Genomic DNA, 22,119 nt, shown 5'->3' on the forward strand with positions numbered 1-22,119 from the left:
CAGTGAATCGTGCTCTCAAAACTATTCTCAAAGACTATCCCATAAACTCTATCACAGCGGATAATGGTACTGAATTCAGTCGCTTATCAGATGTTTTTGACCCTGAGCACATTTATTATGCCCATCCTTATTCCTCTTGGGAGAGAGGAACCAATGAAAATCATAATAGACTCATCCGTCGTTGGTTACCTAAGGCAAGTAAAAATGCAACTACTCAACAAGTTGCATTTATTGAAAAGTGGATTAATAACTATCCAAAGAAAATACTAGATTACAAATCTCCTAGTGAGTTTTTACAAACTGGCTAACTTGGACTTGAAATTTGGCCATTCTCATATTCTCTAGATAGTGAAGAAAAAGAGCCTATTGATCCTTTGTTTTTTTCAGATAATCAATCGCTTCTTGGACATTGGTCACCGGCACAACCTTGATAGCCAATTTATCTTTCTTCACAGCTTCCATTGCTTCCTCATAATTCGTTTTAGCATCTGGTTTTTGTTTTAAGATTTCAGGATCAATAGGATTATTGGGAACAAAGAAGATACTTGCCCCAGCTTTAGCAGCAGACAAAACCTTCTTATCCGCTCCGCCAATATCACCGACAGAGCCGTCTTGCTCAATCGTTCCAGTACCCGCAATCACTCGTCCGTCCCGCAAATCAGAATCAGCTAGCTGTGTGTAAATGGCAAGTGTAAACATCAAACCTGCACTCGGACCACCGATATTCCCAGTTTGGAAATCAATCTTTTCACTACTTTTAACCTCGGTATGGTCAACTAGGCCAATTCCAATCCCATTTTTTCCATTTTCGAGTTTGATAATGTTTCCCTTAGCAGTCAATTCCTTACCAGAACTGAGATAACCTACTTCAACATCGTCGCCTAGTTTTAAGCTGCTGACATAGTCAATGAGTTCAGGAGAACTCTTAAATGTCTTGCCATTCACACTCACAACTGTGTCCGCAATATTCAGAATCTGTTTAAAGGTCGAATCCTCCGTCACATTGAGGACATAAACTCCGAAAAATTCTAAAGAAGTGTCTTTTTTGGCTAGAGTTAATCCCTGATACTTAGCCATATTTTGAGAGGTTTCCATATAGAATTGGCTGATTCGGTAAAATTCCTCGCTATTTGCTCCACCCGCCAACTCTTCCTTTGGAATAATATCCGAATGGGAATCCAGTGCAGCAAGTAAGAGTTGAAACGCAGTAGCGGGTTTGACTTGGACATAAACAAAATTATACGAGCCTGATCTGTCATCTTTCTTTCCATCTACTGTCAAGACAGTTCGAATATCAGATGCTCCGCCAGGGCTTTCGATATAGTAGGGAAGGGGGAAGAAAACGGCTGCCCATAAAAGGACAGTTGATAGAACAATCGAGAGAATCAGGAGTAATTTTTTATTTTTTTTCATTCTGTTGTAATTCCTTGCTAATAATTTCTGGCACATACGGACTAATGTCTTGGTGAAACTGCAACAATTCCCTGACCTGACTAGACGAGACAAACTTGTATTCTGGCTTAGCCAAGAGATAAATGGTTTCTAGTTGGGGAGCTAATGCACGATTGTAAAAATCAAAACTCGATTCGTATTCCAAATCAATCCCATTGCGCAGTCCACGCACTAAATAGCTCGCACCGATTTCTCGTGCCACATCAACCACCAATTGATCTTGTGCAACCAAAACCTTAACCGTCGGCATGTCCGCTACTACTTCTTCAATCAAACGCTTCCGCTCTGAACTAGCAAGCAAACCTTTTTTATGCTGATTGACAAACACACCAACATACAGGACATCAAATAACTGACTAGCCCGTTTAATCACATCCAGATGTCCATTTGTAAGTGGATCAAATGACCCTGTAAAAAGTCCGACTTTATCTGACATAGACTGTTACCTTGCTAATTCCATAAATTTTTTCTTTCCAGATACCCAAGTCGGCAATTTCTTCTGGGAGTTCAACCTGCTTATCCGTTTCACAGACGACCATGACCTCTTCTGCCAGTAAATTCTTCTGACACAAGACTGTAACGGTTTCGACAATCGTTTCCTTAGCATACGGAGGATCTAAAAAAACGACATCAAAGGGACCTTGCACCACTTGCAAGGCTTGCTGGGCTTCCATTTTCAATAATTGAAACTTCTCAGCTTCCCTGGTCATCCGAATGTTGTCTGCAATAATTAACTGCGCTTGTCGATCTCGTTCCACCAACACGGCTTGGTCCATTCCGCGCGAAATAGCCTCAATAGACAAGCCACCACTTCCTGCAAACAAATCTAAAACACGGCCTCCGTCAAAATAGGGACCAATCATATTAAACATCGCGCCACGCACCTTGTCCGAAGTCGGGCGTGTCGTCTGACCTGGCAAGGTTTTGAGCGGTCTGCCACCATAATTTCCAGAAATAATTCTCATAGTTCTTATTATAGCATAACTGCTAGCAATCTTAGCTGTAAAAAATATCTACAAGTCTTCATTAAAAAAGACAAAAAGAGCATGCCTGCTCTCTTTCAACTCTATTCCGTTTAGTTCGTTTTCACTTTTCCATCCCAGCTATTTAGACCATAGCTCAGAATGTAAATATCATTAAATCCTTGCTTTTTCAAATAGAGAGCTGCTTGTGTCACAAATTGTCCACGGTCATTTTCATACAACAAAACTGGCTTATCTTTACGAAGGGCAGCAAGGCTTTGCTTTAATTGCTGATAGGGAATATTACGTGCCCCCATAATATGTTTTTTACGATATTCTGTCGGCTCCCGTAAATCAATCAGTTGCCCACTGTAGATTTTCTGCGCAAACTCATGATTCTCAACGACCTTGGCTGCTCGGCGTAAACGCCAATAATTGAAGCCCATCCAAGCCCCCAATACAGCTACAAACAATAGTAATACATAAAGTGTTGACATTTTCTACTCCTTTTTCCCTTGATAGTTTAATTCCAAACGATGTTCCCGTCTTAAGACCAATTCAGCTTCCATATACTCCACGCGGTCAAGCAAGTCCGCCTCATAAATCCGCTGCAGTTCAATCTGCATCATCTCAATATCATACAAGCGATTTCCCATATAAATGATGATTCCAAATTGCTTTAATAACTGTTGCACATCATAAAGTTTCTTCATAGAAAAAGTGTAGCAAAACTTGACCAATATTGCAATTGAAAAGGAGAAATAGACTATCGCTCTTCTTTCTTAAAGCGAATATAGGCTTTGACGATTATGTAAAGCCGATGACCTACCATAATGAGCAGTACCCACCATAACACCTGTTGGATAATTGAATATCCTGTTGGGAAAAATCGAGCCAGCAAGGCCCAAGTAGCCAAATAAGCTAACAAAATAGTCAGATGTTTCATAGCAATCCTCCAAACACTCTAGTAACCAAAATGTGAAAACGTATTCCTATCCAGAATTATATCACATATTCCTTTAAAAAACAAGTTCATCACGTTCAACCAACACTTAGAACCTGTATTCATAAGCGAAGTCATTCTAATCGGGAGCTTATTTTACGATAATCAAGGCGTTTTTTTGAAGGAATACTGACTGTATTTCGAAAAAAATCAACGATGAATAGCGAAAAATAAGCTCTGAATAGAGTTGCTGAGTTGTGAATACAGGTTCTTAGTGAAAACCATACGATGTCAGATATAAGGAGAAGTAAAAACTGCCAACACCGTCGCATGTTCCATTTATAATAGCCTCCTATAGTTTACTGACAAAACGCTTCTTTTATTTCCAACCTCTAACAATCTACTGAACTACAATGACAGAACCTGCGATTCCTTTATTTCCAACTTACAATAGTTCACCGACTGCAATGAAAGAAACTTCATTTCTCCTATCTCCAACTTGTAACACTCCCCCGGAGTGTTACATCCACCCATTTTCTTTGGCGGTGTTAGCGGCTTCGGTGCGGTTTTCGGCATCTAATTTGCTGAGGATGGTAGACATATAGTTACGAATGGTTCCGTTTGAGAGGTACATTTGGTCGGCAATTTCTTTGTTAGATAGGCCTTGTGCGACTTTTTGGAGTAGGATTTGTTCCTGTTTAGTTAAGGGATTTTTCATGGTGAAAAAGCTCTCCATCAGCTCAGGCGAGTATTCTTTTTGGCCTTGGAGCACCCGCTCAATAGTCCGCATCAATTCAGCAATACTCCGTTATTTCAGTACATAGGCATCCACATCTGCTCGAATCGCACGTTCAAAATAACCCGGCCTCTTGAAGGTTGTCACCATAATCACTTTTAAGCTCGGTAACTCCTCTTTTGCCCATTCAAGGACATCCAGACCTGTCATCTCAGGCATTTCAATGTCTAAAATGGCAACATCTACCCTTTCCTTTTGTAAAATAGCTTGCGCTTCTAAGCCATTTTTGGCTGGAAATACTTGGGCTACACTGCCCTGTAATTCCAAGAGCTGGCAGAGTGCGTCCCACAACATACTTTGGTCTTCAGCAACGAGAATGTTCATTTGCGTCTCCTTTCGGAATGTCTAGCTGAATCTGAGTCGGCTGCTTTAAAGAGATAATTTCTACCCTACCTTGGTAGCGAATCAAGCGGTCACGAATGGAATGTAATTCCTCTCCAGTGACCTGTTCAAAACCAACTCCATTATCTTCTATCAGAACCTGAATTCTCTCCCCTTTTTCACGCAAGTAAATGCGGCATTGGCTTGCCTGACTATGCTTAATGAGGTTATTACCCAATTCACGCAGGGCCATGGTCAAGGCAGCTTCTTGCTCTTTTCCAATCTCTACTTCTTCTTTCTCAACAATCAAGGTAATGCCTGCTAATTCAAGCATATTTCCTAAAATCTGCAATTCTTCCTCCAGACTGTGTACTTTTAGAGCTTGGACAATTTCTCTGACTTCCTGCATCGAATCTTTAGCAATAGCACGCAAGTCCTGTACTTCTTTCTGAGCCTTTTCATAGGCGCCATGTTCCATAAGGGTCAATGCTAATTCACTCTTAACACTCAACATAGCAAAGACATGCCCCAAGGTATCGTGTAAGTCTTGCCCAATCCGATTGCGTTCATTTTCAGCTAGAAGCAGGTTGATTGAGGCATTTTTTGCAGTCAATTCCTTTTCGATCTTTGTTCGCTTGATAACCTGCCTCATGGCATACAACATACCAAGACAGACCACATCCATGATTAGGAGAAAAAGTTGTGTCGCAATATCTGTATCAGCCAGAATAGGGTACAGAGTGACAAAGAGTACAAGATAGAAGCTCACATAGCGAAATCCCGTTGGCTTATCGTCCTCAAAACGCCAAACCAGAATATTTGATAAGAAAAAATTGAACATGGAAATATTCGGACTTCCATTGAAGGTGACGAAAGGTACATAAAAACAGAGATAAAGCCAAAAGAGATTGACTACTAGCGGATGTTCCGTCATCACAATACCAAGGTAAGCGACCATAAACAAAATCGTCAACCAAAAGATATAGAATGGATAGTCACCGCTTAGCGAATAGTAAAAGGGAAAAACCAAATACAGTAACGATACATAGTACATGATATGGATTTGTTTGAACTTATGCAGCAATCTCACCTTATCTCACTTCCTGTTTCTTTTTCAGTACTAATGTTAGACCTACTATTATTATGGTATACAGCAAGACCATTAGTAAAGAGGAGAATTGCAAATGATGGTCATTGATATAGCGGAGGACTGGTTGATTGGCATAATAGGACGGGGTAAAATGTGCCACAGACTGCATCCATGTAGGCAAGACTTCATAGGGCATCCAACTGCCACCAAAAATAGCCAACACGAAATACAAAAGATTAGCAACAACGGACGAAGTTTGTCGATTTTTAAATAGCGTCAATGCCAAACCAATCGCCAAATAGACTACACTCGTTGTGAGCAATAAGAGGGCTGAGAGAATCCACTGTTCTGCCGTCATCCGCACATCTCGAAAAATCGCACCCACTGCAAAATTGGCTATAATCGATATAACAAAAGAAACTAAGACGTTCAACACTTTGGCAAGATAATACTGGGAAAGAGGCAAGGGAGAATGCTGAAGCTGCAAGAGCCAGCGACTTCTCACATCCTCTTCCAGCATGCTTGGAAAGCTAAATAAGCCAAAACTACTCATACTAAAAGCCGTCATCGTCAGCAAATAATTTCTCGTTAACGCAGCTACATTACCATAGGAGGAATCAAACATAGAAGAAAATAAGAGGAAAAAGAGGATAGGCATGCCAATTCCCATAATAAAGCCAAACACATTCCGCTTGGTTAAGAGGTATTCAATCTTTAATAGAGCTTTCATTGTGCGTCCTCCTTGGTCGTATCAAATAGGGTATTGAGTAGGGTTTTATTGGTCATTTCAATCTCCATGATTGGACAGTTGACTTCCTGTAGGGCTTGCCAGACCACAGCTGCTTCTTTGGTCATAAAATGGATTCTATCATGACTTTCTTCCATGCCATAGACATTCTCCCACGATTCCACTACCGCTCGATACTCTTTTGGAATGGTGAATTGCTTTTCTCTCTCCTCAGATCGCATTTTAAAAGGAGTCGTATCCCGCAGTAATCTTCCTTGGTGCAAGACCAAAATACGGTCCGCTGTATGCTCGACTTCTTCGATATAATGCGAAGAATAAACAATAGTCACACCGCTATCTTTTAAATGATGAACAATTTCCCAGAAACGCTGGCGAGTTGACGTATCCATAGCCGTTGTTGGCTCATCTAAAAAGAGAATGGACGGACGACCAATCAAGGTGAACACAAACGACAACAAGCGCTTTTGACCACCCGATAATTTTTCTGCCAGTTGATTTTTCTGCTCAGGAGAAAATCGCAGAAGGGCATCAATTTCCTGATTCGACAAGGAATTTGGATAAATTGCTTGGAAAAAGGCTATCAACTCGCTAACCTTGAGAGCCGTAGGAACTGCATTTTCCTGTGGTAATATCCCAACTACCTTCTTTAAAGCAGCATCCATCACTTTCCTTCCCTGAATCGCGATGCTGCCACTTGTCACAAACCAATCCCCCAATAAACAGGACATTAAGGTAGTCTTTCCTGCCCCATTTGGCCCAATCAAAGCAACACACTCACCCTCACCAATTTCAAAGGACACATCCTGTAAAATCTGCTTTCCTTTGATACTCTTTGAAATCTTTTTCACATCAATCATAGTCATTTTTTGCCTCCTTTTATACTTTCATAAGTTTGTTAACAAGCTGACTCACCTTCTCCAATACATAAACAGCAACTCCAAAAGTTGCATAAACTTCCCACAGGAAACCTCCCTCAAATTGACTCCCCATAAAATGGTAGGTGAGCATTCCTGCAAGGGTTAGGACAATGACTTTTATAGTCCACTGGTTCATGACATTCTCCTTTTTTCTTTATAGCCAGTATACTCCTTCTCCCTTTTTCTCACTAGATAGATTTGTCACTAGAAGAAATGACAAATGTCATATCATGGCAGACAAAAAACCAACACTCGTCGTGCTGGTTTTACAAATATCTATCCCTACTATTATTCTACAAGCCCGGTGCTTGTCCTAGCTCTGCTTGGAGCATCCAGATGTGTTTTTCAAGACTAGCTTTTGCACCGTTGAAGATGTCATTTGTCACATCGTCTCCTTCTGCATCGGTCACATCCAGTCCTTTTTGGAAAAGTCCGACAAGGTAACGGAAGACTTCTACGACACGCCCCAATTGAGCTTCCATAGATAAACTATAATCGCCTGATACTTCTTTCAACTGGCTGTTGTCGCTGAATTCTTTCAAGGTAGAAAACGGTGCTCCGCCCAAAGTAATCAAGCGTTCGCTCATTTCATCAAGGTAGCTATCCAATTCTTCCATATAGTCATCCATTTTTGGATGCCATACAAGAAATCCACGCCCGCGCATGTACCAGTGTACTTGGTGGAGAATGGAATGAGCAACTGACAAGTCAGCAACTGCTTGGTTTAAAAGAGCCTTTGTTTCTGGTTCAGGCTGTGGTTTTCCAAAATTCGCAATTTCAGCTGGAGATTGGTAAAATTTGTTTATCATGAGGTCATACCTACTTTCTCTTATTTATAATCATTATAAATAAAGATGGTAGAAATTGCAAGCATTTGAAACTTTATGAGAAAAGTTCCACAATTCACAGAAAATAATAATCCTCACTTTTTGACAAAATAAGATATAATAGAGATTAGAAAAGCAAAGGAGAATCCAATGAAACATATCGTCTTCGTCTGTCTTGGCAATATTTGTCGCAGCCCAATGGCTGAATTTGTCATGAAAAATCTCACAGATCAGCTGCTTATTGAAAGCCGTGCAACTTCTTCATGGGAACATGGCAATCCGATTCACAGAGGAACACAAGCTATCTTTCAACAGTATCACATCCCCTACAATTCTCAAAAAACATCTCAACAAATCACATTAGAAACTGCAGAAAAAGCGGATTATATTATCGGTATGGATAACCAAAATATCGCTGATTTAAAAAACATGTTACCAGAGCGGTTGCATCCAAAAATTCATCCTTTTGCTACACAAAGTGTGCCAGACCCTTGGTACACAGGGGATTTCGAAGAAACATATCAGATAGTAATAGAAGGCTGTATTGTTTGGAAGAATCGTCTTTTATAGGCGATTTTTTTAATGAACTCTCTTTGCCAGAAAGTCTAAAAAATGATAAAATGAAAGAACTACGAGAAAGAGGAACTCTCATGAATCAGTTACTACAGTATCTTCAAACAATCGACTTAAAAGACACAAAATCTTACCTCACCAGAAGCAATATCGAAAAAGCTAGCATTGTCTTCATTCTTCTGTGTGCCTCATCTGTCTTTTTAGGTAGAATTCCCATCAAGCAGACTTTAACTCTCGACAACGGAAAAATCACCTATCATGGTGCAGTAGTCGCAAGTAAAATGTCTGGAAAAGGTACTATGACCTTCGAAAACGGTGACAAATATGAAGGACAATTCAAAAATGGTAGTTTTAATGGCAAGGGAATCTTTACATCTGCGGCCGGCTGGACCTACGAAGGGCAGTTTAAAAATGGCATCGCAGAAGGGCAGGGCAAACTAACCACTGAAGAAAAGGTTGTCTACGAAGGAACATTCAAGCAAGGAATTTATCAACATGCGAATTAAATGGTTTTCAGCAATCCGAGTGATTGGGATGCTCTTTGTCTTACTCTATCACTTCTATATCTCCTTTTTCCCTGGTGGCTTTGTCGGTGTAGACCTCTTTTTCACCCTATCGGGTTATCTGACAACAGCCTTATTTTTAGATGAATATGCCAAGCATCAAACAATCGATTTTAAAGGATTTTTCCAGCGACGTTTTTATCGGATTTTCCCACCAGTCGTCTTTACCCTTCTCATTACAACACCGCTAGCCTTACTCGTACGTAGTGATTTCATAGCTGGCATTGGTCGCCAGTTGATGGCTGCTCTAGGATTCATGACTAATTTCTTTGAAATCTTGGCTGGGGGTTCCTATGAAAATCAATTCACCCCCCATCTCTTTCTCCACACTTGGAGTCTAGCCATCGAGGCTCAGTTTTATGTACTGTGGGCCTTGATTATCTGGGGAATGACACGATTTGCCAAAACCATTGGGCACCTCCGCGGAATGGTCTTCCTCACCTCTAGCTTCCTCTTTTTGAGTAGCTTTCTTGCCATGTTCATTTCGAGCTTTTTTGTTAAAAGTTTCTCGACCATTTATTTTTCTACCCTAACACATATTTTCCCTTTCTTTTTAGGAAGCGTTCTGGCTAGTTTAACTGGACTAAAAAAGCTTACTCGACCATTTGAAAGAGTGATTGCCAAATGGAACTTAAAACGGGTACTGTCTGTCATTGCAGGTGGCTTGGCCGTGGAGTTGCTACTCCTTCTCTTTTTGACATTCAACAGTATCTGGACTTACCTATTTGGATTTCTCCTTTCAAGTCTAGCTACAGCTGCCATGATTTATGGGGTTCGGGTCTTGCATGAAAAGACAGAACAGATTAAGGAACCTGCTATTTTGCTCTTCCTTTCCAATATCTCCTACGGTGTCTATCTCTTTCACTGGCCATTTTATATTATCCTTTCACAGTTGCTTCCTCATGTGTTAGCTGTCGCATTAACCCTCCTGTTTTCAATCATTTTTGCAACCTTCTCTTTCTATCTCCTTGAACCATATTTGGCTGGAAGAAGAGGGAAATTGCTCGGTCTAGAAATTGACCTCACACCTTACACAAGATGGATTTGGTCGACTGGTGTTGTCTTAGCATTTACTGCTTTCGGAATCAGCCTTTTTGCACCACGATTAGGAAACTTTGAACGTGAATCACTCGTAAACAATCTCTATCAAGCAGAACGCCAGATGATTTCTACCCGTTCTGCAGCTGAAAATGCACAAGCGACTGACTATAATGTAGAAAAAGGAATCACCATTATCGGTGACTCTGTCAGCGTTCGTGCAAGCGAAGGTATCCAATCTCTACTACCAAAGGCCCAGTTAGATGGGGCTGTTAGCCGAAACCTATCTGAGGCAGACAAGCTCGTCCAGCTCTATCAAAATAGTCACTCATTAAAAGAAAATGTCGTGATTGCGCTGGGGACCAATGCAAGCGAAAATTATCACGAGCTATTAGATAATCTTGTAGAACAATTTCCAAAAGGACATCGACTAATTTTTGTCACACCTTATGATGGGAATAACGCTTCTGGCCAAGCCCTTGCCTATCAAATCGGACAGTATGAACGCCAACTAGCAAAGAAATACAACTACATCAGCATTGCAGATTGGTACCGGGTTGCCAAAGAAAATCCACATATTTGGACAAATACCGACCTTGTCCACTTTAATCTGGCAACAGATGGCGCAACACTCTTTGCTCAAACTATTCAATCTGCGATAGAACAAGCAGAGAAACAACCTGTAAAAACAAACTAGCACTGCTATCCATCCAATACATGAAGGCTTGGGATTCTCCCTTGCCTTTTTTAAAGAAAAGAACGATGAGGGATCTCATCGTTCTTTTACTACAATCTGCATCATAGATGATGTTAGTCATCAACTACTCCATCTTCTTTCTTCTTGCGCTTGAATGCTATTAAAGCTGCTAAGGCACTCAATCCTCCAATAAGACCACCTTTATTTGCTTCTGTACCTGTCTGAGGCAACTTAGCGTTTAATGGTGCTATCACTTCAGATTTAGTTGCAGATTCAGAGGTCGTTGTCGACATTGATTCTGACTGACTTTCCGACGGCTGATCACTCATTGATTCTGATGGTTTGAATGACTCACTGGCATTCGTCGACTCTGAGATACTTGCACTTATTGATGTACTTGTGCTAGTAGATTCACTGGTACTTAAAGACTGACTGGTCGACACACTTGCGCTGATTGAAGCTGAGGTACTAATAGATTCACTGGCACTCATCGATGCTGAGATACTTGCACTAGCTGATTCTGAAGCTGCTAGTGATTCACTAATACTTGTGCTGAGGCTTTCTGAAAGGGAAAGACTCAAAATTGGCTTCTCATTAATACCAGTACCTATACCTGTACTTGTGCTGGTAGATTCACTCGTGCTCAACGATTGACTAGTCGACATGCTTTCGCTCGTACTCAACGACTGGCTAGTCGAGACGCTTGCACTCGTGCTTAACGACTGGCTGGTCGAGACGCTTGCACTCGTGCTTAACGACTGACTTGTTGAGACACTGGCACTCAATTTAGCGCTCGTTGATATACTTTCACTAAGCTTAGCACTTGTACTTAATGATTGACTGGTACTCATTAAAGCAGACGTACTGGCCGAAACAGAGTCTTAGGTGCTACTGCTTCAGCTGAAAAGTTAGAGTTTACAACAGTTGTATCTTCTGAAACTTCTGGTATCGAAGACACTGTTGAACCCACTGACTCGCTTGTTGCACTGAGTGATTCCAGCTGTGCTGCTGCCGATTCTGTGTCACTTGCTGATGCAGAATCGATTATCGTCATTGAGACATTCTCACTGGTCGAAATTGACGCGCTAACTGATTCACTAGTTGAAAGAGACGCAGATGCAGAAACTGATGCTGAGATGGAGGTACTTTCAGACACCACCGCACTTGTTGATGCAGATGTACTCACAGACTCGCTTTCTGAAAGAGAGCTTGTGTCACTTGTCGTAAGAGACTCTGAATCTGAGTTAGGAACAGGCTCTAATTCAGAAGTTGAATCAATGGCTTCTTCTCTAGACAGGACGACTGTATCCTTACCTGCAACAATTCCTTCTGTCTGATCCGACAGCTCTTTTTCCATTTGCGGTACTTCTTCAGCGTAGGCCTGTGTTTGTGTTAATAACGTCCCCCCCCCCCGACGACTCCAAGAGAGACGAGTGCTTTCAAATAAGCAGCCGTATTTGACTCAATCACATCTGAATTATCGGTCTACAACAACTTGCTCTGCGGCATTCTTGCTTCCCAAGACACGCAACAAACCAAGTTGCGACATAAGCGTTCGCACCCAATTTTTACCGGATTTATGTAATTTGACGCGACTCTTGCGATCAATCTCATCAAATTCTCGATTGAACTTTTTGCGGTTCATAAATTCCATCCTTATAAATTTATTATTTTTTTCAAAATTATTTTTACTGTTGTATCAAATTTACTTTGAAATGAGAATTCTTTTATCCCTGTAAATGTTTTCAAATCAATATTTTCAGTACCCCTAGGTATACTTTGAAAATGTTCATCCAAAATAGGTACATTTTAGTCTAATACTCTATTGCTAGCAAAATGAGCATTTTTCGATACTTTATTAGATAGTGCGGACGCAAGCACTGTCCTAACTTTGTCAATGCAACCAATTTATATTTTTTAGGATTATAAATGAGAGATAAGCTGGTATTTTTGAATTTCATTGAGTATAAGCTGCGCTATTCCTTATCGAATAGACCATGTATCTGTAACAAAAAAATAGGATACTAGGTGCTTTTCCCAATCTCCTATTTTTTATTTCTGTTTTCCTTGAAATCTCCATGTAAACCGCAATTGGTCATAAAATGGAAACAGGATTTGTAAAAGGGTAATGGCTAATAGCCAACCACCAATAATATCCGTTGGATAATGGACACCAACATAAATTCGTGATAATCCAGCCAAGCTAGCAAGAATAATCAGTCCTCCCTGTGTGAAGCGTTTTAAGAGAGGTTGCTTGAGATGCTGTTGAATAAAAATCACCATAACACCTGCTATCATCAGGGTCGATGCTGCATGCCAACTTGGAAAAGAATAACCAATTGTATCAATCAGCCATTCAATGCTCGGTCTTGGGCGTTGGTAGACATATTTCAGGGCTGTCGATAGGACTCCCATCACCGCAAAACTAGCAAGAACAAAGTAACTCTCCATTTTCCATTTCTTCTTATAACAAAAGAAGGCAAGGAGCAAACTAATGGGTAGCAAAACTGTTACGTTACCCAGCAAGGTAACAGTGGTCCAAAACTGAGTAGCAAGTGCTGGGAAATCCCCACGCAGAGCTGTTTGAATGCTATTATCAAAGCTCACCAATTGTTGAGGATAAAATTTCACACAATACCCTAGAATCACAAATAAGAGAGCCGTAAAAGAAGCATTTCGAAAGTAGAATGATTTATTTTTCATACAAGAGTGAGATTCTTATTTCTATCCTTTTCGTAAAATAGGTTGACCAGCACGATACACCAGATAAAAAACAAGTGAAAAGAGCAGGCCTTGCAAGAGATTAAAGGGCAATACCATTCCAACTAAGTAATTGCGAACACCTAAAATCTCACGAATATCAAAATTTGCAAATGTCGCATAAGCTGGAATCGCATAGATATAATTTAGAAACAGCATCGCAAGCGTCAAACCAACACTTCCGACAATCGAAGCCAGAATATACTGCTGAATCGTTTGCTTCTTGCTCCAAATCACATAGAAAGCTATCATAAATACAGCAAGTGCCACAATATTCATCGGCAAACCAATGACTGTTGACGGACCACTATTATTGAACAAGAACTTGAGAATTGTCCGTATCAACAAAATGGTAAAAGCAGATTTTAAATCTAAGACCAACATTCCAATCAGCATCGGAATAATGGAAAAGTCAATTTCCAAGAAACTCGCGGACGGAATCAAGGGAAATTTTAGGTACATGAGCAGAAAAGAAACTGCTGAAAGAATGGCAATCAGAGCCATTTTACGTGTATGTGTCATCTTCTTCCTCCAATTTTTAACAAATTAGAGAAGTGGGAAATCAATCCTTTGCACCTATCAAAAATAGCAGAAAGCATTAACTAGCCTTCCTCGCCTTGTCAGCTACAAAGCAATCGTTCTCCGTCTTCTCCCATCCAGACTATACTGTCGGTTGTGGAATTTCACCACATCGGCTTTCGCTCGCGGACTATCACCGCCGGTAGGGAATTGCACCCTGCCCCGAAGACTGATACTCATCTAAAAATCAACATCTGACATTCTTCGCTCACATTTTTAACTGCAAGTCCAGTCTCTAGTCACATTTCAATTTGTATAGAGTATAGCTAGTGAAAACTTCACTAACCACACTCATGATACCAAAAAAGACTTGCCAACGCAAGTCTCTGCTATACAGCTAACGCTTATTTCAGCTTGTCTGCCTCATATTGGTGGACCAGGTCCAAGCCTGCAAATGCCTGTTGGCGCAAAGCTTCATAAATAATCATACAGACGGTATTTGACACATTCAAACTACGGACATGCTCATCATTCATGGGAATACGAAGTGCTTTTTCAGGGTGTTTTCTCATAAAGTCCTCTGGCAATCCCTTGTCCTCACGACCAAAGATAAAATAATGGTCGGCATGATCGTTATAAGTCTCATCAGAATAGCTCGTTTCAGCAAACTTAGAAATCAAATGCACCTTGCCTTCTCCTACCTGACCCATAAATTCTTCCAAGCCATCATAAAATCGGACATCTAGTTTATCCCAATAGTCCAAACCAGCTCGTTTCATTTTTCGATCATCAATCGGAAAGCCCATTGGTCTGATAATGTGCAAGGGACTGTTGGTCGCTGCACAGGTTCTGGCAATATTCCCTGTATTTTGTGGAATTTGTGGTTCAAACAGGACCACATGATTGCGTGGCTGTACTTCTTGGTAGGATAATTCTTCAATATTCATCGACTTTCCTCGTACTCTCTTCGTCCTATCAATGTCTCATTGCAAAAAAATAGCCACACTGCTCGGAGTCAGGCTCAGCAAACAGCATGGTGAATGATGATTTCATTCACTTAAATCACAACAGGTTTGATTTAAATCAATGAAAATCTTGTTCTTATTATAACGCAAGCAAGGTGAGCCGTCAAGCGATATGATTGAAAATCCTGCATTTTTCAATCATTTTCCTTATTTTCGTTCGGAAAGCACGTCCTAGTCTATTTTTGGGTGGCCTTTCAGCGTAAAATGGTCCGGTACAGGATCCTCACCTCCTTCAACAAAGGGATGACAGCGAAAAATACGGGCTATTCCCATTACAAATCCCTTGAGACCATGCTTTTGAAGTGCTTCAATCATATAGTTAGAGCAAGTGGGTTGATAGCGGCAACTAGGTGGAAAAAGGGGCGAGATAAAGCGCTGGTAAAAACGCACCAAACCAATCAAGATACGAGTCATGATTTCTGCTTCTTTGTGACAGCAAGGGTATGGAGTTTGCTGACATCTTTCTTGTTCAATTTACGGGATTCCCCCGGACGAAGACCAGTCAAATCAAGGTTTCCAAAGCGAGTTCGAGAGAGCTTATCAACTTGTAAACCAACTGCTTCGAACATCTTTTTGACCTGATGATTGCGCCCTTCATGAATGGTCAATTCAACGACTGAACGATTTTTGACAGGATCTACTTTTAGAATAGTATAAACAGCCGGTTTGGTTTTCTTACCGTCAATCACAACACCACGAGTCAAAGGACGTAGAACTTCTTTATTGGCAATTCCTTTGACACGTGCCACATAGACTTTATCAATCTCATTCCGAGGGTGAATCATTTCGTCTGTGAAATCACCATCATTAGTCAAAATCAACACCCCAGATGTATCCCAATCTAGGCGCCCAACAGGATAAATCCGTTCATTGACATGGGGCAAGAGGTCAATCACTGTCTTTCTGCCCTTGTCATCTGACACACTTGAAATCACCCCACGAGGCTTGTTGAGAAGGTAGTAGACCTTTTCTTCATTGTAAATTGGTTGCCCCTCAACCTCGACTTTGTCCCCAGACTTAATGGTTGTGCCAAGCTCACGCACCACTTGACCGTTGATCGTCACCAAGCCTTGCTTAATCAACTCTTCTGCCTTTCTACGACTAGCCACACCAGCGTGTGCAATGTACTTATTGATTCTCATTTTCTTTTATCTCTTTTCTTTCTACGAACAATTCGCTTTCTTCATCGACCAAATCAAGCTCTGATACATCCGGCAATTCATCCAAATGGTTAATCCCCATGTAATCAAGGAAATAATCGGTTGTAATGTATAGGTTCGGACGACCTAGCACTTCCTTTTTTCCATTTTCCCGAATCAAGTCAAAGGCCTGCAACTTACTAATTGCTCCACTTGAATTGACACCCCGAATGTCGTCTACTTCAATCCTCGTAATCGGCTGTTTATAAGCAATAATCGATAGGGTTTCAAGTAATGCTCGCGACATGGACTGATTGATTGGCGTTTTAGCATAAATCCGCAACAGCTCTGCATAGTCTTTTTTGGTCACTAATTTATAGCGATTGGAGGACTCCAAAATTGCCAATCCTGACTGAGTATCGCTTTGGTATTTCTCCCTTAATTTTTCAATTTGCTGCATCACGGCAGATGGTTGCAAATCAAGCATTTCTGCTATATTTCGTACCGTTAAACCTTCTTCTCCTGATACAAATAAGAGGACTTCAATCTCGGCTAATCGACTCATCTTCACTCCTTATTACGTAAATCTCTCCAAAATTTTCAGTTTGCTCCATGGTAATTTCCTTACTTTTCACCATTTCTAGCGTGGCCAAAAAGAGCGTAATGACTTGATTCATGTCTCGACTCTCAGCAAATAATTGGTGCAATGCCAAGCGCTTTTCCTTTTGAAGGTAGCTCCGAACCTGCTCCATCATGTCTTCTATTTTGTATTCATCACGAGCAATGGTTGTATGGCTTGTCCGCAATTCTTCCTGCTTTTCTGCCATTATCTTAGAAAAAGCGAGAAAAATATCAATCACCGACTTATCTTGAACCAATGTGACATCATCATAGATCAATTCCAATTTTGGTTTGGAGAAATAATGAGCGCGCTCCTCATGCTGTTCTTTCAATTTCTCACTGAGCGCCTTAAAGGTTCGATATTCCTCCAATTGCGATAGCAATTCTTGCTCAGGATCCTCGACAATTTCTTCTTGCTCGACCATTTTTGGCAAGAGCCTACGGCTTTTTATGAGCATGAGTTGACTCGCCATCACCATATATTCCCCGGCAATTTCCAAACGCATAGCCTGCAAGGTTGCAATATAGGCCAGATATTGCTCAATAACTTCAGTAATAGGAACCTCGTAGATATCCATCTGGTACTTGGACACCAAATGAAGGAGTAAATCAAGGGGGCCTTCAAAATCTTTTAATTTAATATCCATGTTTGTATTTTTCTAGACTAGCTGTTGTTTTCAAACCCAAGTGTTTGGCAATAGCAGCCACATCCTTTCCAGCCTCCAACTGACTAAGAATAAACTGTTCCCGTAGTTTTTGAGCCGTCCATTCTGATTTTCCTTGTTCTTCTAGAAATTCTGATAAACGGTTAAAAAACCATTGACGTGAATAGCTGGCTCCTTTTTTATCAAACAAGTAAATTCCTTCACCCTCCTCCACATACGGAAGTAGCGAATTGGATAAGGGCAGAATTCGCTTTTGGCCAGCCTTCACAACCGTCAACACCTGAAAAGAAGCATCTATATCTGCTTGTTTAATGATTGCTAACTCACTGGGAAGCAGGCCCAAACAGGCCATCAAGAGAGCAATCCGCTGCCCTTCTTTATACTGACTGTCTGCCCATAAAAAAGACAAATCTTCTACGCTAGCAGTTGATGTACGTTGTCGCAGTTGTTGAGTTGCTTTCACCTTGTAAAAACGGTCAATCTGCCCATTTTCATATAAATAGTATAAAAATTGATTCACTGCTGACAGTTTTCGCTTTTGTGCCGTTGGTTTTAGATTTTGTAAAAAGCCTTGGTACAAAGCTAGTGTCGTCGGATTAATACCTGTATGACAATAGGTATGAAATTGCTGCAAATCATAGAGATAGGCTGTTTTTGAGTTGTCTGATAGCTGTTTCGTCGCTAGAAAGGACTGAATATAGTCTGTCATCTCCATCATCCTTTTGAATGAAATGTAAAGTTATGTAGAAGAGCATTTACCGCCTTTAAAATGGACTTGCGGGTGATAATGCCGAGAAATTCTCCCTGTTCACCAACGACTGGTAAGAAGGCTTGATCCACCAATTTTCGCATGACTTCCTCTAGGTGATAAGAGACTCCAACAGTTGCGACATCCTTTTTCACAATGAGGGAAATATCCATGTGCAGCTGCTCATCTGTCAATTCATTTTCAGACTGGTATTTGACAATTTCCCGCAGGCCGATTGTCCCGACAAATTGATTGTCTTCGGTGACCACAGGGACACGTGAGTAGGTCATGTGGCTAAGTAAGAGCTTAGCATGATCGATATTATGTGTATCGATAATCACCGCCAATTTATTCGCCGGAGTCAAAAAGGTTTCTTCTTGCGCCAGAAGAAAGGTTTCAAATTCACGTGTAATCATCTGGGAATATCCTTTGTTAAGGGAGCATAGACTTGGTGGTCGCGATTGTAATAGTCAATATGGATATGGTCCTCAAAAATTGTTAGAATGGCGTAGAGACATTCTTGAATGATTCCTCGTGGTTGACGAATGGAGCCAGGATTGACAAAGATAGTTTTGCCTCGCACCGTTGCATCAGGAACATGCAAGTGGCCATACAGACAAATATCCGCCCCTACTTCTTCTGCCCAATAATCTAGGCGCATCCAAGTAAAGTTAATCCCATACAAATGCCCATGGGTCTGTGCAATCGTCACATCTCCCAGTTGAACTACCAGTTGGTCAGGATAAGCAGAGTCATAGTCACAGTTTCCTCTGACCACGTAAATGCCGTCCCAGAGAGAATCCTTAGCATCCAACTCTGAATCACCATTATGAAACATCGCATCGACCTTTCCTAGATAGCGTTCTTTTACTTCTTGGACAATGGCACGGTCGCCGTGCGAATCACTCATGACTAGGAGTGTTTGAGGTTCTGTTCTTGCCATACTGGAAATACCTCCAATAATTTTTTGAGTGCTTGAGCCCGGTGAGACTGGCTATTTTTTTCTTCCAAGCTCAACTGGGCTGCTGTCCGACCTGTTTCTCCAACTAAAAAGAGGGGATCATAACCAAAACCATTTTCTCCTTGCGGAATTGTCGCAATATAACCATCCCAATCTGCTTCGACTACAAGACTATCCACATCTGGCGCCGCTACAACCAAAGTACAGTGGAATTGGGCTGAGCGATCTTTAGGTTCAAAGACCATGGTCAATTCGTGGAGCAATTTGGCATTGTTCCTTGCATCGGTCGCGTCAGGACCTGAAAAACGGGCTGACCAGACACCCGGCATACCACCGAGTTTGTCAACTTTGAGACCCGAATCGTCTGCCAGTACCATTTTGCCTGTCAAATTGGCAATCGTTTCTGCTTTGAGACGGGCATTTTCTTCAAATGTCGTCCCTGTTTCTGCCACATCTGGAAGATCTGGATAAGCATTCAGGTTTTCTACCTTGTAACCCAATTTTTCAAAGAACTGACGAAATTCAGCCGTCTTTCCCTCGTTTTTGGTCGCAATTAAAATGGTATCACCAACAGCCGTCGGCACATCTACCTGACCGAAAAAGCTATCTGAAGAAATGCCTTCTTGTGGCAGATGAATATCCACAATCTGCTGGCCTTCCATCACAAGAACAGCTCCCTTGTGCTGCACAACAGACAAATCCCGCCCATATTTTTCTTGAATCATCTGAATAAGGAATTTCAAAAAAGAAAAGCTAGATGTCATCTTCACCACATGAACCTGCAAGCCTTCTATAGATAGTTGCTCCAGTAACTGATGAAACCGTGTCCGAACAGCATCAAACTTCTCATCATCACCAAAACACGTCAAATGGCTAAACTCATCCCATGTGCCAACATACCAATCATTGGCACCCTTGTATTCGTATATTTTTTCTGTCATCGTTTCTAAACTTCCCTTCTTTCCAGTCGAAAGCACTATCTGTTACGGTTTACGCCAAAACTCTTCTAGTTCTATTCCTCCCTTGGGCAGATGAATATAGAGCAAACGGCCTTCTTCTACTACCAAGATCGCACCTTGGTGTTCGACCACTTCAAGATTGCGCTCGGTATTGTCATTGATGATGTCGATGATGAAGCTGACCAATCGAAAGACCGAAGAATAACGGATTACAGCAACATCGTATCCTCCAGCATCCCAAGCTTCTTCTGAGAAGTGTTCTGCTTCTCCTTCTACAATAGAAGCAAAGCCCGGCAATAAATCATGGAGGCGCAAATCACCCATACCAGCTATGAGATTATGCCCTTGCCAATTACCGACATACCAATCTTGGTCGTCCTTGTATTCATAAATCTTTTCTGTCATAGGCTTACATGCTCCACCTGTGTATCTTTTCCGAGCCAATTTTCCGCAATTTCCCGAAAGGCAGCTGGACTAGCTGTCGTATAAAAGAAATGTTGCGGTTGCTCTGCGGTTCTGCTGTGGTTGATTTCAAAATAATTGAGTAAGACAGAGATGTCCCGTGCGCATTCTGCCCCACTATCAATCAGGGTCACATCCTGCCCCAAAACATTTTGGATAATGGGACGGAGCAAGGGATAGTGAGTACAGCCTAGCACGACCGTATCGGCTTTGCCTTTCATGCTTTGAAGCGTTTCATAGACCACTTTCTTTGCCAGACTTGACTGATAATTGTTTGACTCCACCAAGGGAACAAATTTCGGACAGGCCAGACTCGTAACTTCCGTATCAGGTGATAAAGCCTGAATTTTTTCTCGATAGATGTCTGACTGAATCGTCATGGCGGTGCCTAAGACACCGATTTTTCCTGTCCTTGAAGCCTTGATCGCCGATGATGCTCCCGGCAAAATCACACCGAGAACAGGAATGTCTAACTTGGCCTTGACTTCTTCCCAAGCAACTGCCGTTGCTGTATTACAGGCAAAGACAATCATCTTGACATTTTTTGTTTGTAAAAACTGAACCAATTCCCAAGTGTACTCTCGGATTTGTTCAGCAGGGCGTGGACCATAGGGAGCTCTGGCCGAATCCCCAATATACACGATTTCTTCATGGGGAAGCTGGCGCATCAATTCACGCGCAACGGTCAAACCACCCACACCCGAATCTAAAAATCCAATAGGTCGATTATCCATACTTTTTCCTTATTGAGTGCAACTCCTCATAAGAGAAGCTCACACTAATTAAAAAATGGGAGAGTGAGGACAGCCGATGTTTCCGACATTTCGACTGGTGTCCCACTTCCCCCACTTGATTATTTTTTCTTTGTTGCAACTTTTTGTTGACTCTTGATTTGACGAAGTACTTGTTGTACTTTGGCTTCACTTGGTTTTTGACCCATTTGGCTCATCATAGCACGGAGGGCATTTTCATCTAAAACAGGCTTATCAGCGATGTAGTTTTCCACCTGTTTGCGTGAAAGGTAAATTCCTAAAGCAACACCACCAACGAAGGCTGCGATGATTAAGACGATTGCAAGACCTAGATTCATATCTATCTCCTATTTTCTAAATTACAAAATCAATTCTCCCTATTATACCAAATTTACGGGGAAATTCCAATACTTACCTGTCAAAATCCACGACAAACGCATGAAGAAAGTTTCGTGCTAAATTTCAAGTTCAAGTTAGCCAGTCTGTAAAAATTCTCTAGGAGATTTGTAACCCAATATCTTCTTTGGATAGTTGTTAATCCAGTTTTCAATAAATGCGACTTGTTGTTGCGTCGCATTTTT

The 22,119-nt window shown here is 41.3% G+C and carries 31 protein-coding genes, 3 pseudogenes and 1 riboswitch; of the genes and pseudogenes, 4 read left to right on the plus strand and 30 right to left on the minus strand.

Annotated features, from left to right (window positions below):
* A partial coding sequence (locus tag ABPH35_RS06350; RefSeq protein ID WP_368849674.1) for an IS30 family transposase occupies positions 1-308 on the plus strand: 308 nt, incomplete at its 5' end.
* Positions 309-363: 55 nt separating this feature from the next.
* Here ABPH35_RS06350 and ABPH35_RS06355 read toward each other — a convergent pair.
* The 12 genes and pseudogenes from ABPH35_RS06355 to ABPH35_RS06410 form a co-directional block, all read right to left on the minus strand.
* Positions 364-1,413, minus strand: a complete 1,050-nt coding sequence (locus tag ABPH35_RS06355; RefSeq protein WP_349988933.1) for a SepM family pheromone-processing serine protease — start codon at positions 1,411-1,413, stop codon at positions 364-366.
* The gene (gene coaD, locus ABPH35_RS06360; protein WP_349988932.1) at positions 1,400-1,888 is read right to left on the minus strand and encodes a pantetheine-phosphate adenylyltransferase; all 489 of its coding nucleotides are present in this window, start codon (positions 1,886-1,888) and stop codon (positions 1,400-1,402) included. Before coaD ends, ABPH35_RS06355 begins: the two co-directional genes overlap by 14 nt.
* Positions 1,878-2,417: a 16S rRNA (guanine(966)-N(2))-methyltransferase RsmD gene (rsmD, locus tag ABPH35_RS06365; protein WP_368849675.1), complete on the minus strand. Its 540-nt coding sequence runs from the start codon at positions 2,415-2,417 to the stop codon at positions 1,878-1,880. The genes coaD and rsmD overlap by 11 nt, the downstream gene beginning before the upstream one ends.
* Positions 2,418-2,527: 110 nt before the next feature.
* Complete coding sequence (locus ABPH35_RS06370; protein WP_349988930.1) at positions 2,528-2,911, minus strand: rhodanese-like domain-containing protein; 384 nt, start codon at positions 2,909-2,911, stop codon at positions 2,528-2,530.
* A gap of 3 nt (positions 2,912-2,914) precedes the next feature.
* The gene (locus ABPH35_RS06375) at positions 2,915-3,127 is read right to left on the minus strand and encodes a YqgQ family protein (protein ID WP_349988929.1); all 213 of its coding nucleotides are present in this window, start codon (positions 3,125-3,127) and stop codon (positions 2,915-2,917) included.
* A gap of 53 nt (positions 3,128-3,180) precedes the next feature.
* On the minus strand, positions 3,181-3,360 hold the full coding sequence (locus ABPH35_RS06380; protein WP_349988928.1) for a hypothetical protein: 180 nt from the start codon (positions 3,358-3,360) through the stop codon (positions 3,181-3,183).
* 517 nt (positions 3,361-3,877) lie between these two features.
* Positions 3,878-4,477 (minus strand): annotated as a pseudogene (locus ABPH35_RS06385) (response regulator).
* A complete protein-coding gene (locus ABPH35_RS06390) occupies positions 4,458-5,564 on the minus strand; it encodes a sensor histidine kinase (RefSeq protein ID WP_349988927.1) in 1,107 nt (368 codons plus the stop codon). The pseudogene ABPH35_RS06385 and the gene ABPH35_RS06390 overlap by 20 nt, the downstream one beginning before the upstream one ends.
* A gap of 1 nt (position 5,565) precedes the next feature.
* Positions 5,566-6,294, minus strand: a complete 729-nt coding sequence (locus ABPH35_RS06395; protein ID WP_349988926.1) for an ABC transporter permease — start codon at positions 6,292-6,294, stop codon at positions 5,566-5,568.
* Positions 6,291-7,175: an ABC transporter ATP-binding protein gene (locus ABPH35_RS06400; RefSeq protein WP_349988925.1), complete on the minus strand. Its 885-nt coding sequence runs from the start codon at positions 7,173-7,175 to the stop codon at positions 6,291-6,293. The genes ABPH35_RS06395 and ABPH35_RS06400 overlap by 4 nt, the downstream gene beginning before the upstream one ends.
* A 13-nt stretch (positions 7,176-7,188) precedes the next feature.
* Positions 7,189-7,365: a hypothetical protein gene (locus ABPH35_RS06405; RefSeq protein WP_349988924.1), complete on the minus strand. Its 177-nt coding sequence runs from the start codon at positions 7,363-7,365 to the stop codon at positions 7,189-7,191.
* 157 nt (positions 7,366-7,522) lie between these two features.
* Positions 7,523-8,038, minus strand: coding sequence for a Dps family protein (locus ABPH35_RS06410; protein ID WP_349988923.1), 516 nt, complete (start codon positions 8,036-8,038; stop codon positions 7,523-7,525).
* 168 nt (positions 8,039-8,206) lie between these two features.
* Between ABPH35_RS06410 and ABPH35_RS06415 the strand changes: the two genes are divergently transcribed.
* From ABPH35_RS06415 to ABPH35_RS06425, 3 genes are all read left to right on the plus strand, one after another.
* On the plus strand, positions 8,207-8,626 hold the full coding sequence (locus tag ABPH35_RS06415) for a low molecular weight protein-tyrosine-phosphatase (RefSeq protein ID WP_349988922.1): 420 nt from the start codon (positions 8,207-8,209) through the stop codon (positions 8,624-8,626).
* Positions 8,627-8,706: 80 nt separating this feature from the next.
* Positions 8,707-9,135 carry an MORN repeat-containing protein gene (locus ABPH35_RS06420; protein ID WP_349988921.1) on the plus strand — a complete coding sequence of 143 codons (429 nt, stop codon included), beginning with the start codon at positions 8,707-8,709 and terminating at the stop codon, positions 9,133-9,135.
* On the plus strand, positions 9,125-10,927 hold the full coding sequence (locus ABPH35_RS06425; RefSeq protein ID WP_349988920.1) for an acyltransferase family protein: 1,803 nt from the start codon (positions 9,125-9,127) through the stop codon (positions 10,925-10,927). Before ABPH35_RS06420 ends, ABPH35_RS06425 begins: the two co-directional genes overlap by 11 nt.
* Positions 10,928-11,040: 113 nt before the next feature.
* Here the strand turns inward: ABPH35_RS06425 and ABPH35_RS06430 are convergent, their stop codons facing one another.
* The 18 genes and pseudogenes from ABPH35_RS06430 to ABPH35_RS06515 all read right to left on the minus strand — a co-directional run.
* Complete coding sequence (locus ABPH35_RS06430) at positions 11,041-11,712, minus strand: LPXTG cell wall anchor domain-containing protein (protein WP_349988919.1); 672 nt, start codon at positions 11,710-11,712, stop codon at positions 11,041-11,043.
* Between the two features lie 65 nt (positions 11,713-11,777).
* Positions 11,778-12,284 (minus strand): hypothetical protein, encoded by a 507-nt coding sequence (locus ABPH35_RS06435; RefSeq protein ID WP_368849676.1) that lies wholly within the window; start codon positions 12,282-12,284, stop codon positions 11,778-11,780.
* Between the two features lie 120 nt (positions 12,285-12,404).
* Complete coding sequence (locus ABPH35_RS06440; protein ID WP_349988917.1) at positions 12,405-12,572, minus strand: KxYKxGKxW signal peptide domain-containing protein; 168 nt, start codon at positions 12,570-12,572, stop codon at positions 12,405-12,407.
* A 407-nt stretch (positions 12,573-12,979) separates the two neighbouring features.
* Positions 12,980-13,630, minus strand: coding sequence for a phosphatase PAP2 family protein (locus ABPH35_RS06445; RefSeq protein WP_368849677.1), 651 nt, complete (start codon positions 13,628-13,630; stop codon positions 12,980-12,982).
* 21 nt (positions 13,631-13,651) lie between these two features.
* A pseudogene (locus ABPH35_RS06450) lies at positions 13,652-14,218 on the minus strand (ECF transporter S component); the annotation flags it as partial.
* Between the two features lie 109 nt (positions 14,219-14,327).
* Positions 14,328-14,440: riboswitch (FMN riboswitch) on the minus strand.
* A 170-nt stretch (positions 14,441-14,610) separates the two neighbouring features.
* Positions 14,611-15,153 carry a TrmH family RNA methyltransferase gene (locus ABPH35_RS06455; RefSeq protein ID WP_368849678.1) on the minus strand — a complete coding sequence of 181 codons (543 nt, stop codon included), beginning with the start codon at positions 15,151-15,153 and terminating at the stop codon, positions 14,611-14,613.
* A 249-nt stretch (positions 15,154-15,402) separates the two neighbouring features.
* Positions 15,403-15,645, minus strand: coding sequence for a membrane protein insertion efficiency factor YidD (yidD, locus tag ABPH35_RS06460; protein WP_349988914.1), 243 nt, complete (start codon positions 15,643-15,645; stop codon positions 15,403-15,405).
* Positions 15,642-16,373 carry a pseudouridine synthase gene (locus tag ABPH35_RS06465; RefSeq protein ID WP_349988913.1) on the minus strand — a complete coding sequence of 244 codons (732 nt, stop codon included), beginning with the start codon at positions 16,371-16,373 and terminating at the stop codon, positions 15,642-15,644. Before ABPH35_RS06465 ends, yidD begins: the two co-directional genes overlap by 4 nt.
* Complete coding sequence (gene scpB, locus ABPH35_RS06470; protein ID WP_349988912.1) at positions 16,360-16,935, minus strand: SMC-Scp complex subunit ScpB; 576 nt, start codon at positions 16,933-16,935, stop codon at positions 16,360-16,362. The genes ABPH35_RS06465 and scpB overlap by 14 nt, the downstream gene beginning before the upstream one ends.
* Positions 16,913-17,638, minus strand: coding sequence for a segregation/condensation protein A (locus ABPH35_RS06475; RefSeq protein ID WP_349988911.1), 726 nt, complete (start codon positions 17,636-17,638; stop codon positions 16,913-16,915). The genes scpB and ABPH35_RS06475 overlap by 23 nt, the downstream gene beginning before the upstream one ends.
* Positions 17,628-18,365, minus strand: coding sequence for a site-specific tyrosine recombinase XerD (gene xerD, locus ABPH35_RS06480; protein ID WP_349988910.1), 738 nt, complete (start codon positions 18,363-18,365; stop codon positions 17,628-17,630). The genes ABPH35_RS06475 and xerD overlap by 11 nt, the downstream gene beginning before the upstream one ends.
* Before the next feature lie 5 nt (positions 18,366-18,370).
* Positions 18,371-18,820, minus strand: coding sequence for a cyclic-di-AMP-binding protein CbpB (gene cbpB, locus ABPH35_RS06485; RefSeq protein ID WP_349988909.1), 450 nt, complete (start codon positions 18,818-18,820; stop codon positions 18,371-18,373).
* The gene (locus tag ABPH35_RS06490) at positions 18,817-19,347 is read right to left on the minus strand and encodes a metallophosphoesterase (protein ID WP_349988908.1); all 531 of its coding nucleotides are present in this window, start codon (positions 19,345-19,347) and stop codon (positions 18,817-18,819) included. The genes cbpB and ABPH35_RS06490 overlap by 4 nt, the downstream gene beginning before the upstream one ends.
* The gene (locus ABPH35_RS06495; RefSeq protein WP_349988907.1) at positions 19,317-20,306 is read right to left on the minus strand and encodes a nucleoside-triphosphate diphosphatase; all 990 of its coding nucleotides are present in this window, start codon (positions 20,304-20,306) and stop codon (positions 19,317-19,319) included. The genes ABPH35_RS06490 and ABPH35_RS06495 overlap by 31 nt, the downstream gene beginning before the upstream one ends.
* Positions 20,307-20,348: 42 nt before the next feature.
* Complete coding sequence (locus tag ABPH35_RS06500) at positions 20,349-20,729, minus strand: hypothetical protein (RefSeq protein ID WP_349988906.1); 381 nt, start codon at positions 20,727-20,729, stop codon at positions 20,349-20,351.
* Positions 20,726-21,520, minus strand: coding sequence for a glutamate racemase (gene racE / locus ABPH35_RS06505; protein WP_349988905.1), 795 nt, complete (start codon positions 21,518-21,520; stop codon positions 20,726-20,728). Before racE ends, ABPH35_RS06500 begins: the two co-directional genes overlap by 4 nt.
* A 119-nt stretch (positions 21,521-21,639) precedes the next feature.
* A complete protein-coding gene (locus ABPH35_RS06510) occupies positions 21,640-21,876 on the minus strand; it encodes a YneF family protein (protein WP_349988904.1) in 237 nt (78 codons plus the stop codon).
* A gap of 135 nt (positions 21,877-22,011) precedes the next feature.
* Positions 22,012-22,119, minus strand: a pseudogene (locus ABPH35_RS06515) (IS30 family transposase); the annotation flags it as partial.

The sequence above is a fragment of the Streptococcus handemini genome, from assembly GCF_040984445.1.
Lineage (GTDB): Bacteria > Bacillota > Bacilli > Lactobacillales > Streptococcaceae > Streptococcus > Streptococcus handemini.